Origin of the sequence: Facivitalis istanbulensis (assembly GCF_040560405.1) — a bacterium.
Taxonomy (GTDB): domain Bacteria; phylum Pseudomonadota; class Alphaproteobacteria; order Sphingomonadales; family Sphingomonadaceae; genus Sphingomonas; species Sphingomonas istanbulensis.
The window spans coordinates 78,940-94,950 of the sequence record NZ_JAVSCQ010000002.1; the positions used below are offsets into that span (position 1 = coordinate 78,940).

The following is a 16,011-nucleotide window of genomic DNA, read 5'->3' on the forward strand; positions in this document are numbered from 1 at the left end:
TTTAGCGCTATCATCGCGGTAGCATGGCAATGTTTCACGGATGGGACGGCGAAGGAACGCCGCCCGTGCCGAAATGATAAAACCGAAGGAGAGGGGAAAATGGTGGCTCGCACTGCTCTTGTAGCCGCAATTGTTTCGCGTCGCGCCTTGATGGGCGGCGTCTCGCCGTTGATGGCGTTGGCCCTATTGTCGCCGGGTACGGCCTTTGCCCAGCAAGCCGGAACGCCGCAGGCCACCGCGATCGACGCGCAGGCCAACAGCCCGGCACCGGCGGATCAGGCCAACGAAAGCGAGATTATCGTCACCGGCCTGCGCAGTTCGCTCCAGCGCAACCTCGACATCAAGCGCACTGCGACCGGCGTGGTCGACGCGATCTCGGCGGAGGATATCGGCAAGTTTCCGGATTCGAACGTGGCTGCCTCGCTCCAGCGCCTGCCGGGCGTGTCGATCGAGCGTAGTGGAGCGCGTGGTGAGCCGACCGGCATCACGGTGCGCGGCTTCGGAGGTGATTTCAACACCACCCTTTATGACGGTCGCCGCATCTCGACCGCGGCGGGTGGTCGCCAGATCGATTTCAGCACCGTCGGCTCGGACTTCATCGGTGGGCTGAGCGTTTTCAAGACGCCGGACGTGGCGTTGGCGTCCAGTTCGATCGGCGCGACCGTCAATATCCAGTTCCCCAAACCGTTCGATCATCCCGGCTTCCGCACCGCGATCAGCGCCGCAGGGTCGGCTCAGGACCGCTCGGGCCGAATCGTTCCGACGATCGGGGCTTTGGTCAGTGATACCTTCGCCAATGATACTCTGGGTATCCTGTCGAGCTTCATTTATACCAAGCGTGATACCGATACCAACCGCGTCTATGTGTCGGGTTGGCCGGGTGGCAACTTCGCGCCTTGCCAACTGGCGGGCAGTACCGCCAGCACCTGTTCGCCAACGACCAACGCCACCGCCCCCGCTTCGGACCAGCGCACCCTGACCGGCTGGTTCCCGCAGCAATATGGCGCGGAGCAGCAACGGACCAAGGACGAGCGTGTCGACGGACGGGTCGCGTTGCAATGGCATCCGTCCAACGATGTGATGGTCACGCTGGACAACAACTTCTCGCGCCAGACGATCAGCACGGATGTCTATGGCTTCGGCGTGTGGTTCAATCAGGGCAATCTGCGCAACGTGAAGCAGGATGCCAATGGCACGGCGGTCAGCTTCACCCAGACGGGCACTCCGACCGACTTCACGGCGGCGAACAACAAGCAGGTGCTTCAGACCAACCAGACCGGTCTGAACGTCAAATGGGACGTGAACCCAAAGCTGACGATCGAGGCGGACGGAGCCTATGCCAAGAGCTGGCTGAACCCCGGCGGCGTGATCGAGAAGAGCAATGGTGACATCGGCTATGGCGGTGCGCTGGGCACCAATCTTGGTTTCGACGTCACCGGCAACAGCAACAAGTCTTTTCCGACGATCAGCAATTATGGTCCTGCGGGTAATGCGGGCGGCTGGGCCGATCCGTCGCTGATCGGTTCGCACGTCACCGTGCTCCAGACCCAGAAGAACACCGACGAACTCAAGCAGTTTCGCGGTGTCGCCACCTGGAAGGAGGGCAATCTGACGCTGAAGGCTGGTGGCCAATATGTCGACGACACATTCCACAAGCAGAATGCGAGCACCTTCACCAATAATTTCTGGCAAGCCTATGCCGGCTATGGCGGGCCGTCGGGACAGGGTTCGGGCATCGCTCCGCTGCCGTCGAACCTGTATCGCGGATCGATCAGCCTCAACAACTTCATCCCCGGCTTCTCCGGCTCGTTGCCGCCATCGGTGCTGATCTATAGCCCGGCAGCCTATCAGGCATATTTGTCCAGCCTGGGCAATCCACAGGCGCAGACGATTCCGGGCTATAATTACGGGGGCGGCATCAAAGGCTTCACCGGTGCGTTCGATCAGGCGATCGATCCCAATTCCCTCCGCACGATCCGCGAAAAGACCTGGTCGCTCTTCTTCAGCGCGCAGATTGAGGCGCAGGTCGCCAACATGCCGCTGCACATCGCGGTCGGTCTGCGGAACGAGAATACCCATCTGACGTCGATCGGGCAGGGGCGTCAGCCGACGGGCATCACCCAGAGCAAGGCGGATCCGACCCTGTTGTCGGTGGCTTTCCCGGTCGAGACGCAGCAGGTCGTGGGGAAGAACAACTATTCCTTCATGCTGCCCACCCTCGACCTGCGTCTGGAAGTCACCGACAAGCTGCAACTCCGCTTCGATGCGTCGCGAACCCTGACCCGTCCGGGTCTCGACCTGCTGAGCCCGGTGCTGAGCATTGGCAACGGCCAGCGGGTGGGGGCTCTGTCGGGCAGCGGCGGCAACCCGATGCTGAAACCCTATCTGGCGGACAATTACGACCTCGCCGCGGAATGGTATTATCAGCGCAACTCATATCTGTCGGTCGACTTCTTCCTCAAGAATGTCAGCAACTTCATTGTCAACGGCGTGACCCGCCAGACGGTGAACGGGGTGATCGATCCGACGACGGGGCAGCCCGCCATCTTCTCGATCTCGCAATCGGTCAATGGGCCGGATGCGACCGTCCGCGGCGTCGAGATCGCCTGGCAGCAGGTGTTCGGTGACAGCGGCTTCGGGTTCCAGGCGAACGCGACGCTGGTCGATACCAACAAGCCGTATAACGCGAAGGACGTCTCGCAGAGCGGCTTCGCGGTCACCGGCCTGGCCAACTCCGCCAATTTCGTTGGCTTTTATGATAAGAACGGCTTCCAGTTCCGGACTGCGCTCAATTGGCGTGACGAATATCTGCTGGGGTTCAGCCAGAACCAGAATACTGGCAGCTATGGTGCCGAACCGACCTTCGTGAACCAGAGCTTCCAGGTCGATCTGACCAGCAGCTATGACGTGACCAGGAATTTCTCGATCTTCGGTGAAATCCTGAACCTCAACAAAAACAAGCAGAGCACGCATGGTCGGTTCAAGAACCAGATGCTCGACGTGTTCGATTATGGTCGCCGCTTCACGCTTGGCGCGCGCTATCGCTTCTGACGATGGCATGGGGCGGGGATGGCTAGCTTCGGCTTGACATCCCCGCGCCGACTTGGACCTACTGACACATGGTTCGACCCGTTCAGCATATCGTGATCGTCGGCGGGGGGACCGCCGGTTGGTTGACCGCGGGCGTGATCGCCGCCCGACATCAGGGGCGACGGCCGCATGGCTTCAGCGTGACCCTGGTCGAATCCCCCAATGTGCCGATCATCGGTGTGGGCGAGGGGACATGGCCCACGCTGCGCACCACGCTTCGCCGGATGGGCGTGTCGGAAGCCGAGTTCTTTCGCCAGTGCGACGCCTCGTTCAAACAGGGCGCGCGCTTCAACCGGTGGACCACCGGCGCGGAGGATGATGGCTATTACCATCCGCTGATGTTGCCCCAGAGCTTTGGGCAGTTGAACCTCGCCTCGCATTGGCTGGCGGGCAATGGCGATGTCAGCTTTTGCGATTCGGTGACGCCGCAGGGCCGGATTTGCGACGCGGGGCTGGCGCCCAAGACTATCGCGACGCCCGAATATGAAGCGTTGGCCAATTACGCCTATCATCTCGATGCCGGCAAGTTCGCCGACTTCCTGCGCCGCCATTGCTGCGAGACGCTGGGCGTACGGCATGTGTCGGCGGATGTCGAGGAGGTGATACGGACCGAGGATGGCGACATTCGCGCGGTGCGGACGGCGCAGGCGGGCGAGGTGGCGGGGGATCTGTTCGTCGACTGCACCGGCTTCCGCTCGTTGTTGCTGGGCGAAGCGATGGGCGTGCCGTTCCGGCCATTGAACCACATATTGTTCTGCGACACCGCACTCGCGATCCAGATACCCTATGAAGATGCGGAGGCGCCGATCGCGTCGCATACCATTTCGACCGCGCAGTCGGCGGGATGGATCTGGGATATCGGCCTGCCGACGCGGCGCGGCGTGGGCCATGTCTTTTCGAGCAGCCATACCGACCGCGATGCCGCCGAACGCGAGTTGCGCGCGTATCTGGGCGAAGCGGGACATGACCTCCCGGTACGCGAACTGAAGATCCGCGCGGGGCATCGCGCGCGTTTCTGGGACCGCAATTGCGTCGCGGTCGGGCTCGCGGCCGGGTTCCTCGAACCGCTGGAGGCGTCGGCGATCGTCCTGATTGAATTGTCGGCCAAGTTGATCGCCGAGCAGATGCCCGCCTGTCGCGAGGTGATGGACATGGTGGCGCGGCGCTTCAACGATACGACGCTCTATCGCTGGGGCCGGATCGTCGATTTCCTGAAGCTCCACTATACGCTGACCCGGCGGACGGACAGCGACTTCTGGCGCGACAATGTCCGGGCGGAGAGCATTCCCGACCGGCTACAGGCGTTGATGGCATTGTGGCGCTATCAGGTGCCCTGGATGCATGACGAGTTCGACCGGGTGGAGGAGGTCTTTCCGTCGGCCAGCTATCAATATGTGCTATATGGCATGGGCCAGCGGACCGAAATCATGCCGGGCAGCCTGATGGCCGAAACGGTGGGGGCGGAGCGGGCCTGGCGCGAGAATGACGTGCAGACCGGCCGATTGCTCGCCGGCCTGCCGCGGCACCGCGACCTGATCCGTAGGATCGTCGAGCGGGGCCTCCCGACGATCTGAGGACGCGCGGTCACGGTGCCCGCCGATCGGATCTTACCGCCCCGACAGGGTGAAGCTGTCGATGTCCATCCACCCGCCCTTCACGCCCGGATTATAGCAGAACAGCGCATATTGCTGTCCCTGGAAGGTGCCGGTCCGCCAATCGAATGCGAGCGGGAAATCCCCGCCCAGAGTGCGCCAGTCGTGTCCGTCCAAACTGTAGGCGACGCTTGCCCGGTCGGTCTTGAAGTCCATGTCCGTCCGCAGGAACAGGCGTTCGGCCGACAGGGGCAGCGCAGCGACGCGCTGGTCGGTCGTCTGTGTCGTGCCCTTGTCGGCCGCGACATCCTCGATCACCCGCATGGTCAGGGTCAGCCGCCCATCGACTCCCCGGCCGATCGCGATATGCCCGCTATACTTGCCGAAGGTGCCGAAACCGCATTGGTCGCCAGGCACGATATGTGCGGCATCGAGCGCGACGACCCCGCGGCTGAATGGGCCTTGCCCCTTTTGCAGCAGCGTGTTGGCGGCGCTCCACAGCGCTGGGGCCTGGGTGGCGTGCAGCCGGAGATAGCCCGGGCGTTCGGTCAGCGACCAGCGTTCGGGCCTGGGATTGTGATTCCATTGCCATTGCAGGCCGAGCCGGGGTGACGAAAAATCGTCGGAGGCGGGTAGGATCGCGACCGGCTGCCCCTGAATCGGCTTGGTCGCGACGGCCGGTACGCGGTTCGGCGCGGCGCGCGTTCCCCAGATGGGCCAGCCGTCGCGCCAGAAGATCGGGCTGATATTGGTCATCCGCCCGATCGCCCCCGCATCGACCATCACGAAGCCATAATCGGTTCCATCGGGCAGATCGACGATCGCCCCCTGATGCCCGCCGGTCCTGTCGTCGATCTGGTCGCGCGTCTCCCATGGGCCGAACAGGCTTTTCGCGCGCGAGACGGTCATGCTCAGCCGCCGGGGAATGGCGTTGAACATGTAATAGAAATCGCCGCGGCGGACGATCTTGGAGCCCTCGGCCCCCTCGTTGAAATGGACGACTCGCTTGCCGACCACCCGACGCAGATCGCGGTCCAGGCTGAGCAGGGTGGTCGTGCCATCCGAGCCGACCGAGGTCATGATAAAGGCGCTGCCATCCCGGTCGATGAACAGGCCGGGGTCGAACGCCTCCTCGCTCAGCCGGTTCATGACCCAGGGGCCGCGAATGTCGCGCGATCGGTAGATGCGCGTCTTCTCGCCCACAGGTGTGACCGCGATGAAGAAGATCCCGTCGCGATAGCGCAGGCTGGGGGCGAAGATGCCCTTTCGATAGGCGCCACCGCGCTTCAGCTCATATTCGGGCCGCCCCTCCAGCCGGTCGACGACATGGCCGACGAAACGCCAGTTCACCAGATCGCGTGAGGTCATGATCGTCAGACCCGGCACATTGGCGAAGGTCGTGGTGATGAAATAGAAATCCTGGCCCACCCGGATGATGTCGGGATCGGGATAATCGGCATAGAGCGGCGGATTGGCGTAGGTGCCGTCGCCGCGATCCGATTGCCAGGCCTGCGCCCCGGCGACGGCGGATGCTCCGGTGAGCATCACCGTGGCCAGCGTGACGGTAAGGGCGCGCCTCATGATGGTGTATGCGCATAGGGGCCGATGACCGTCCCGACGAAACCACCCGCCCGCGCGGTGCTGAGGAACCGGACGTCGAGATCGCGCTTCAACGTCTCGCGTTGGCCATTGGCCTGATATTCGAAGGCCATGGTTCCGGCATTGGCGCGGATGGTCAGCGTCACGGGGCCGGTGGTCCGGATCGGGGCGGAGGCGATCAGCGTTTCCGGCGCGGTGCCCTCGCGCGTGTAGAGCGCGATCCTCGGCTGGCCATCGATTCGCGTCAGCCCGAAGAACAGATAGGCATTGTCGTTCTGGATCGCGGCGAGCCCCGCCCGCGCGCCATCGCGTTGCGGCGTAAAGGTCAGCGTGGTCGAAACCTGCGCCGCCACATGCTGCTGCCGCCGCCCGACAAAGGCCGGCACGCCGTCTCGATCGCCCAGCGCGGCACCGTTGCCCAGCGTCAGCGCACCGTTCGCGATCGTGTAGAAGGGAGCCTTGGGCGTGCGAATGCCGATCCACTGCATCGCAAGCCGGTCGCCGTCGAACTCATCCGTATAGCCGAAGTCACCGCTGGTCGGGAGTCCGGGCGCCGGCGAAGCGGGCAGGCGGGGCTTGGCGACCGTCCAGGGCACCGTCTTGCCCTTGTCCAGGATGATCGGCCAACCGTCCCGCCAGGTCACGGGCAGAAGGAAGGTTTCGCGGCCGATATTGTAGAAATCATCCGCATAGGGCCGCGTCGCCAGGAACGTCGCCCACCAGTCGCCATTCTGCGTCTGGACCAGCTCGGCATGGCCCGCCGCGCTGATCGGATGCGGGCGTTTGGGGTCGAGGTCGCGCTGGGTCAGGATCGGGTTGCCCGCAAACGGCACATAGGGACCGCGCAGTTCTTTCGATCGCAGCACCACCTGCGAATGGTTGACGCTGGTGCCCCCTTCGGCGGCGGTCAGATAATACCAGCCATCCTTTTTGAAGATATGCGGCCCTTCGATCCATACCGGCTTCTTGGAGATGTCGACGCCGCCATTGACCAGTTGGGTGCTCTCGCCGACCATCTTGCCCGCGCGCCAGTCATATTCCTGGATCCAGATCGCACGGTGGCCGCTATAGCGCGGCGGTTCGTCGGGCGCGCGGTTGTTGACGATATAGGCGCGGTCGCCCTCCCAATAGATGGACGGGTCGATGCCTTCGAAAGGCAGCCAGATCGGATCGGACCAGGGCCCGGCCGGGTTCCTGGCGGTGATGACGAAATTGCCACGGCATCGCACACAGGTGTTGACGATGTAGAAGATGCCGTCGTGGTAGGAGATGTCGGGCGCGAACACCGCTTCCGACACGGCGCGGCCGGTAAAGTCGAGCTGTCCCGGCCGGTCGATCGCATTGCCGATCTGCGTCCAGTGGACCAGATCGGTCGAATGGAAGATCGGCAGGCCCGGATAGTGAACGAAGGACGAGTTGACGAGATAATAGTCCTTGCCCACGCGCGTCACAGAGGGGTCGGGATAATAGCCCGACAGGATCGGGTTCAGATATTCGCCTTCAGCCGGTTTGACCTGCTCCAGCGAGCGGCCTTGATAGGTGAAGCGTTCGAACCTGGCCGACTGGGCGACGGCAGGACCGACGCCCAGCAGCGATGGCGACAGCGAGAGGGCCAGCAGAGTGGCGGCGCGGCGGATCATGCGATACCCTTTCGAACGGGGGCGGCGCGCAACGCGTCGGCGATGGCGGTCCGCAGGGGCTTGGGGTGGAGATCGTCGTCATAGGGCAGGGGGCGCTGTTCCGCGCCGTCGGGGCGCGGGGCGAAGCCCTGAAGCCAGCTATGCTTGTCCCAGAGCCCCCAGCACAGAAACTGATCGAGCTGTGGATAGGCGAACATCCGGTCGAGATAGTCGCGCGCGACCGCCGCGGCCTGGGCATCGCGCTTCGCGATGTCGCGCGGCATCTCGCGATCGTTGATGTCGAATTCGGTGATGAGCAGGCGATAACCCATCGCGACCACGGCATCCAGGAACCGCTGCCACTCGGCGCGCTGTGCCCGTGAGTGGCTGCCATCATTGCCCAGATGGCTTTGGATACCCAGCGCGTCGACCGGGACCTTTTCGCGCCGGAAACGCTCGAGCAGGCGCAGGACGCCCGCGCGGTGGGTCTCGTTGCCCATCTCCCAGGACATGAAGTCGTTATAGACGCGTTGCGCGTGGGGTGCGTGTTCGCGCGCCGCGTCGTACGCGATGCGCAGCGCGTCGAAGCCCAGAGTCTGGGTAAAGACCGTATCGCGCATTTCGCCGGTCTTGGGATCGATCGTCTCGTTGACCACGTCCCAGGAATAGATCTGGTCGCCGAAATGCCCGGCCACCCGCGCGATATAGGCGCGAAGCCATTTTTCCGGCCCGGTCGCGCGCACCTGCTCCGCCAGCGCCGGGGCGATGTATTTGGGATGATTCCATAGCAGCGTGTGGCCGCGCAGCTTCATGTGATGGCCGCGCGCGAACTTGGCGATCCGGTCGGCTGGCGCGAAATTGGGATGCTGGGCATCGCCGCCGATCACATAGACCTTCATCTCGTTCTCGGGGACCAGCACCGCGCATTCGCGCGTGACGATCGCGCGATAGCCCGCGTCGCTCATCGGCGAGGCGTTGCCCGCATTGATCGCCGAGCCGAACAGGATGCCTTTCGCAGAAGCCAGATCGCGTAGCGGCGCATCCGGCCCTGTATTCTCAGCCCCGGCATCTTCCGCCCAAGCCGTCGAAGGGAGCGCTCCCATAAACAGGCCGCCCGCCATGCCGATCAAGTGTTGACGCCGGTTCATCGCCAGCGCCCGCCCGATGGGTTTCATCACCCTCTCCCTTATTACTAGATCATCAGTCGCATGCTTTACGGCCCGCGACAAGCCGCAGGCCAAGGCCCGAGATCCGGGCCTTGGCCCCGCGATCAGCCGAAGAGGCGGGCATCGCTCCAGGCGATAGGTGGTGCTTCTCCGATAGCGCTATCGGATCGCGCGACGAGCTCGATCAGCTTGATCCCGCGAACATCGGCTTCGATGGCGGCGGGGGCCTCGCCCCGGCGCAGCGGCGCCGAACGGGTGAGGAGGCGTCCGTCCCCATAAACCTCGAAGACGACGCTACGCGCACCGTTCAAGGCCGAATCATCGACGCCGACCGTGGCGGCAAAGCGCGACCGGCCGTGATTGCGCACCTCCAGCCGCGAATTGGCCAGCGCGCCGATGCCGGTGTCGTACATCTTGCCCGCTACCCGCAATGGCTGGCCAAAGGGCGCGCGATCGGGCTGGGCCCCGCCCCAGCCCGAATATTGCGGATGGTCGCCTGGCCCGCGCGTGCTTTGCCAGGGCACGGGCGCGTGGTGAATGGTCGGGTCCGCCAGCGGGACGGTCCCATCCTCGGCCGGGTTCACGTCGCCCGGCGTTTCGGACAGGTAGCTGCCGTTCGCCAGCCGGCGCTCGCCGCGAACGCGCAGGATGATCGTCTGATGCGGCGCGAGCGTCATCTTGCGCTCGCCGGTGAAGCTACCCCGTTCGTTGGACCAGAGGTCCGTCGTGCTGATCGGCCGATCGTCCCGCATCTTCAGGTGCGCGGCGGTCAGCACCGCCTCGACGGGTGCCTGGGTGCGGTTGAAGAGCGCCACCGCCTTGTCGCCATCGGCCAGTGTCTTGACGAAGATCTGGACGTCGTCGGACAGATAGGCGGGGATCGCCTGATGCCCCGCCGGATCCTGATTGAGCGCGATGATCGCGCGATTGCCCAGCAGCGCGAGTTGTTCGGCATTGGCCTTGCGCAGGTCGTAGCCGATCAGCAGCGGGGCGTTGAGCATCGCCCAGAGCGCAAAATGGGACCGCGCCTCGGTCATGTGGTTCGCATCGAAATCGCCCGCGCCGACGAACAGCATGTCGGGGTCGTTCCAGCCATGCGGATGGGCGTAGAAGGCGCGGGTCGCGCTGCTGTCGAAATTGGTCAGCATCCGCGTCCAGCTCGCGGAAATGTCGTCGCTGGTCCGCGAGACACCGCCCAAGTCCTTGCCCCATCGGCGCACATCGGCGGAGCCCCAGAGGCAGAGCGAGAAGATATAGTCCCCGTCCGGGTTGTTGCGTCGCAGCGCCGTGGCGACCTGCCCATAGAGCGCGCGGACGGCGGGAATGTCGGTCCGGTCGAGCGCGTTCATGTCGATCAGCGGCGGCAGGACCCGGTAGTTCCCCTTGCGGACATGGTCGGTGTCAGGCCCCAGCCCGCGAATGCCGCAACCATCGACCTTGATGTAATCGAAACCCCATTCGCCGAAATACAGGGCGATATCCTGATCGACATGACCATAGAGCCCGACTTCGCGCTCGGCGATCGTGCCTTCGGGCTGGTTGGCGAAACTGGGCGTGTAGATCTGGCCGCAGCTGTTGCGGCCGATGTCCGAATAGATACCCGCCTTCAACCCCATGGCATGAAGCCGGTCGGTCAGCGGGCGAAAGCTGGTCTGCTGGTTCGCACCTGCCTTGGCGGAGGGAAAGCGGTCCGTTCGGATCACCAGCCGCCCGTCGGGTTGACGCCGCCGGACCCACCAGCCGTCATCGATATTGATATAACGATAGCCCGCCTGCGCCAGCCCCTTTTCGACGATCAGTCGGGCCGACGCCAACACCTTTTCCTCGTCGACATCGCTGTAAAAGGCATTCCAGCTGTTCCAGCCCATCGGCGGCAGGGCAGCTTGCCCATCCTGATTGGCACTCCAGCGGCCGGTCGGCTGAAGCGGATCGGCCTGCCCCCAGGCGAGGCTGGGAGCGGCGAGGAGCGTCGCGGTCGCCCATCCTGTCCAGAAAACGCGCTTCGCCCGGCTCAACCTCATCCTCATTCTCCCGATATCTGTTTGTGGCGATTATTGTCTGACTAAAGTCGCGCTGTCCATGCCTGCAATCGATCGCTTGATCGGAGCATCGTGCCGCTGAGGCGTATGGGGCGGCCGGGGGCGAGCATGACCTCGGCCTGCACCTCGCCGAGCCGCACCAGGCGCTTGCCCGGCAGGGCGCTGGCCAGCGTGGCGCTGACCAACTGGCCGTCGCGCCAGAGGAGATCGACCGTCATCCGGCCGCGTGCGCGCAGCCCTCGCACGGACCCGTTTGGCCATGCGCGAGGCAGGGCGGGCAGCAGGAGCAGACTGTCCTCGCGACTTTGCATCAGCATCTCCGCGATGGCGCGGGTGCCGCCGAAATTCCCGTCGATCTGGAAGGGCGGATGGGCGTCGAACAGATTGGGATAGGTGCGCTGCGGTCCCAGCAGATAGGCGATGATGCGATGCGCATGATCGCCGTCCTGCAACCGGGCCCAGAGATTGGCGCGCCATGCCGTCGCCCAGCCGGTCGACTGGTCGCCGCGTACCTCGAGCGACTTGCGCGCGGCCTGGGCCAGCGCCGGGGTCCGGTCGACCGTGATCTGTTCGCTGGGGAACAGGGCATAGAGATGCGAGACATGGCGATGATGGGGATCGGGGGCCTGGCCGTCCCAGTCCTCCTGCCATTCCTGCAATTGGCCGTCCCGACCGATCCGGTCAGGGGCCAGCCGGGCGCGCGCGGCGGCGAGTTGCCGTGCGAATGCGCTGTCGGTGTCCAGGATTGCGGCGGCGCGCCCGACCTGATCGAACAGGTCGCGCAGGATCTGCTGATCCATGGCGGGGCCAGCGCAGATGGAGACGCCGGGCGAATGCTCGTTTTCGGGCGAGAGCGAAGGGCTGGTGACGAGCAGGCCGGTTCTCGCATCGGTCTGAAGCGTGTCGAGGAAGAACAGCGCCGCGCCGCGCATCAGCGGGTAGACCGAGCGCAGGAAGGCCGGATCGCGATGATGATCGTAATGGTCCCACAAATGGGTGCAGAGCCACGCGCCGCCGGTCGGCCACATGCCCCAGGGCGCGCCATCGATAGGGGCCGTGGCACGCCACAGATCGCTATTGTGATGGCAGACCCACCCCCGCGCGCCGTACATTTCGCGCGCGGTCCGCGCCCCGCTGATCGCCAGTTCGCGGATCATCTGGACCAGCGGTTCGACGCATTCGCCCAGTCCGGTGACGTCGGCGGGCCAGTAATTCATCTCGGTATTGATGTTGACGGTGTATTTGGAATCCCAGGGCGGCTTGACGCTCTCGTTCCACAGCCCTTGAAGATTGGCAGCTTGCCCACCGGGCCGCGAACAGGCGATCAGCAGATAGCGGCCATAATTGAAATATAGCGTGGCGAGCGCGGGGTCGGCGACTGCGCGATCCGCCCGCACCCGCTCGTCGGTCGGACGGTCGGCCTGGGGACTTGTGCCCAGATCCAGCGCGACGCGGCGATAGAGGCGACGATGCTCGACAAGGGCGCCGGCGGCGATCCGCGCTGCTCCCCGCGCCTGCGCCTTGGCGATCGCCCGGCTCACGATGGCCAGCGGATCGCCCTCCTGATCCTCGAACCCGCGATAGCTGGTCGCCATGGCGAGAAGCAGCGTGACCGACCGGGCCCGATGGATCGACAGGCCATCGTTCGCCGTCATCGTGCCACCCATGATGACGGCCTTGAGCCGCGCGGCAAAGCGCAGCACGCCCTTCACGCCGGCATGGTCGCCATTATGGCCGGTGAGGGTCAGCAGATCGTCGGTGGCGACCGCCTGCGCCTCGGGCTGGGGCGAGGCGAGCGCGATGTCGAGGTCGAAGGGGCGATCGGCTTCGATCCGTACCATGATGACCTGATCGACCGGCGACGCGATCACCGTCCGGCGATGCTCGACGCCATTGATCATGAAACGGGTCGTGGCGGTGGCGCTGTCGAGATCGAGTTGACGGTGGTAATTCCGTCCGTCGGCGTCCAACAGGCCCGGCCAGGACAGGATCAGGTCGCCGAGCGGCTGATAGGGCATTTGCGTGCGCGGCGTGCCGATCAGCATCCGGTCGGCCAGCGCCTGCGCCTCTTTCAACCGCCCTGCGGCAATCAGGCGGCGTACCTCGGGCAGCGCGGCGTGCGCCGCGGGGTTGATCGGGTCATAGGGGCCGCCGCTCCACAGGCTGTCCTCATTGAGTTGCAGGCGCTCGCGTGCGATCCCGCCGAAGACCATCGCGCCGAGCCGCCCGTTGCCGATCGGCAGCGCCTCGGTCCAGGTCGTCGCCGGCTGGCGATACCACAGCATATGGGTGGGGTCCGGCAGGCGCGCGCGTGCGGCCGATACGCGGCCCGTCATGCCCCCGGTCAATGCGCCTGCGGTCAGCCCTTGCAATACGCGGCGTCGGGATGCGCGCATCACTTGGCGCCTTGTCGCGCCGTGACCAGCGCCCGCCCGAAAAAGGGCAGCACCTGCTCCTGGAATCGCTCGCCGATCCGGTTGACATGATCGCCATCATAGATCTCGAAACGATGCGCGATGCCATAGCGGTCGAGCGCGTCATGCAAGGCCTGCGCATCCGTCTTGAGCCCATCCTGCGCGCCGACGTCCAGCCCGATCGCGCGATAGCTTTTGAGCGGCGCGACATATTGGTCGACAAAGGCGAGCGGGGTGTTGGCCAGCCATTTGGCGACGATATCCTCGCGCGTCTTGCCGTCCTTGACCGGCAGGTCGAGATAGAGCGGCGGATTCTTCGGATTGGGCGACCATGCCGCCGCCGCCGCCAGCATTGCGCGCTGCCCCCAGTTGAGTCTTTCCGAATCGCGGGGCGAGGATAGGCTGGTGAGCAGTTTCTCATCGGTGCCCTCGGGTCGGGCCATCATCCGTGGCGAAAGGCAGCACGGGCTCATCATATAGATCGCGCCGAACATGTCGGCATGTTTCATGCCGATGCGCGCGGTGCCGTAGCCGCCCATGGAATGACCGACCAGACCACGGGATTCGCGCCGGGCGATGGTGCGGTAGCGCGCATCGATCGCGGCGATCAGGTCGTGGCTGATGAAGCGCTCGAAATCGCCGACAGTCTGCGACGACGAATACATCGAGCCGTTGTGCATCGTTCTGCTGTCGGGAAAGATCAGGATCATCGGTGGCACGCCGCGCGCGAACGCGCCTTCGATCGCGGCGGGGACATGGATTTCCTTCGTCCATTGCGCGGCGCCGATCGAATAGCCGTGCAGCGCGTAGAGCACGGGATAGCGGCGCGTGCGATTCCTGGCATAGTCGGGCGGCAGGACGACGATTACCTCGCGGTCCGCGCTGTTACCCTCCAGATTGCCGGCGATCGCCGGAGAGTGGACGCGGATATGCTCGACGGTCACGGCTTTGGCGCCCGGTACCATGGGGGGCGGCCGGGTCGCGACCTGGGCCGGGGCCATCGACATCGGCACCAGAGCCAGCACGGCGGCCAGCAACAAGCGGGGAGGGAAAACAGGGTTGGTCATCGCGGGTATCCTCGATCCTGAAAACCGGCGCGCATTGTTGTCACGCGTCCGTATGTTGCGATGGTAAGAAGCTGAATTATCGGTAATATTCTTCTGCGATCCGAGTTCGCTCGCTCGGCGCCAAAATCTTTTCGATAGGGCTACCAACTATGCCTGCGCGTCGGAGTCAAGCGCGGTCCCGAAGTCGCGATCCGATTAATCCAAGGGCTTGCAACGCGGAGAGTGATAGCGCTATCGTACGGACAAAGCCTCCAGATGGGAGGCGCGAGGAGAGGAAAAGCGATGAAACGCTTGATGATGGCGAGCCTGGTCCTGGGGCTCGGTACCGCCGCGTGTGGTCAGCACCAGTCGGCCGACAATGCGAGCCAGAACGACGCTGCAGCGACCAACGCGACATCGGCCACCGCGCCCGACGGCCGCCATTATCTGTCGCAACCGCTGGTCCGCGATCTGTTTACCGCCGACCCGTCCGCGCATGTCTGGAGCGACGGCAAGCTGTATGTCTATCCCAGCCACGACATCCCGACCGCAACGAAGGACGACGATCTGGGCAACCAATACGCCATGCGCGATTATCGCGTGCTGCGGATGGATGAACCGGGCGGCAAGGTCACGGTCGGCCCCGTCGCGCTGGACGTGAAGGATGTCCCCTGGGCCTCACAGCAGATGTGGGCGCCCGACGCCGCCTATAAGGATGGCACCTATTATCTCTATTTCCCGGCACGCGATAAGACCAAGGACAAAAATGGGCTTGGCGCGTTCCGCATCGGCGTCGCGACCTCGAAGGATCCGATGGGGCCGTTCAAAGCCGATCCCCAGGCGATCCCCGGCAGTTTCTCGATGGACCCGGCGGTATTCCAGGACGCGGACGGCACGGCCTATATGTATTTCGGCGGAATCTGGGGCGGCCAGCTTCAGCGCTGGAAGGACGGCAAATATGATCCGAATGGCAGCGACACCGACCTGAAGCAGGATGATCGCCCCGCCATTTCGGGCAAGATCGCCAAGATGAACCCGGACATGAAGACCTTTGCGGAGACGCCGCGCGACGTCGTTATCCTCGACGAAAAGGGCAAGCCGGTACTCGGCGGCGACCATGACCGCCGGTTCTTCGAGGCGTCCTGGGTTTTCAAGCGCGACGGCAAATATTATTACACCTATTCGACCGGCGACACCCATTTCCTGAACTACGCGATCGGTACCAGCCCCTATGGCCCGTTCACTTATAAGGGTCATATCCTGAAGCCCGTGCAGGGCTGGACGACCCATCACTCGATCGTCGAGTGGAAGGGCAAGTGGTGGCTGTTCTATGCCGACACCCAATTGTCCAACAAGAATCATCTGCGCAACGTCAAGATGACCGAGTTGAAGTTCAACCCGGACGGGACGATCCCGACCATCGATCCGTTCGTGAAGTAAGGGCCG

The 16,011-nt window shown here is 64.3% G+C and carries 9 protein-coding genes; 3 read left to right on the forward strand and 6 right to left on the reverse strand.

Going from position 1 to position 16,011, the window contains the following annotated elements:
* The first annotated feature begins 99 nt into the window (after positions 1–99).
* Positions 100–3,051, forward strand: a complete 2,952-nt coding sequence (locus tag RN629_RS01825; RefSeq protein ID WP_407033557.1) for a TonB-dependent receptor — start codon at positions 100–102, stop codon at positions 3,049–3,051.
* Between the two features lie 68 nt (positions 3,052–3,119).
* Entirely contained in the window at positions 3,120–4,664 is a 1,545-nt protein-coding gene (locus tag RN629_RS01830) for a tryptophan halogenase family protein (protein ID WP_407033558.1), read from the forward strand.
* A 33-nt stretch (positions 4,665–4,697) separates the two neighbouring features.
* On the opposite strand, the gene RN629_RS01835 is transcribed toward RN629_RS01830, so the two are convergent.
* From RN629_RS01835 to RN629_RS01860, 6 genes are all read right to left on the reverse strand, one after another.
* Positions 4,698–6,263, reverse strand: coding sequence for a glycoside hydrolase family 43 protein (locus RN629_RS01835; RefSeq protein ID WP_407033559.1), 1,566 nt, complete (start codon positions 6,261–6,263; stop codon positions 4,698–4,700).
* Positions 6,260–7,921: a glycoside hydrolase family 43 protein gene (locus tag RN629_RS01840; protein ID WP_407033560.1), complete on the reverse strand. Its 1,662-nt coding sequence runs from the start codon at positions 7,919–7,921 to the stop codon at positions 6,260–6,262. The genes RN629_RS01835 and RN629_RS01840 overlap by 4 nt, the downstream gene beginning before the upstream one ends.
* The gene (locus tag RN629_RS01845; RefSeq protein WP_407033561.1) at positions 7,918–9,075 is read right to left on the reverse strand and encodes an endo-1,4-beta-xylanase; all 1,158 of its coding nucleotides are present in this window, start codon (positions 9,073–9,075) and stop codon (positions 7,918–7,920) included. The genes RN629_RS01840 and RN629_RS01845 overlap by 4 nt, the downstream gene beginning before the upstream one ends.
* A 95-nt stretch (positions 9,076–9,170) precedes the next feature.
* Positions 9,171–11,081, reverse strand: a complete 1,911-nt coding sequence (locus RN629_RS01850) for an NPCBM/NEW2 domain-containing protein (RefSeq protein ID WP_407033562.1) — start codon at positions 11,079–11,081, stop codon at positions 9,171–9,173.
* A gap of 47 nt (positions 11,082–11,128) precedes the next feature.
* A complete protein-coding gene (locus RN629_RS01855) occupies positions 11,129–13,501 on the reverse strand; it encodes a glycoside hydrolase family 95 protein (protein ID WP_407033563.1) in 2,373 nt (790 codons plus the stop codon).
* Positions 13,501–14,586 (reverse strand): alpha/beta hydrolase, encoded by a 1,086-nt coding sequence (locus RN629_RS01860; RefSeq protein ID WP_407033564.1) that lies wholly within the window; start codon positions 14,584–14,586, stop codon positions 13,501–13,503. Before RN629_RS01860 ends, RN629_RS01855 begins: the two co-directional genes overlap by 1 nt.
* A gap of 282 nt (positions 14,587–14,868) precedes the next feature.
* Between RN629_RS01860 and RN629_RS01865 the strand changes: the two genes are divergently transcribed.
* Complete coding sequence (locus tag RN629_RS01865; RefSeq protein WP_407033565.1) at positions 14,869–16,005, forward strand: glycoside hydrolase family 43 protein; 1,137 nt, start codon at positions 14,869–14,871, stop codon at positions 16,003–16,005.
* The last annotated feature ends 6 nt before the right edge of the window (positions 16,006–16,011 follow it).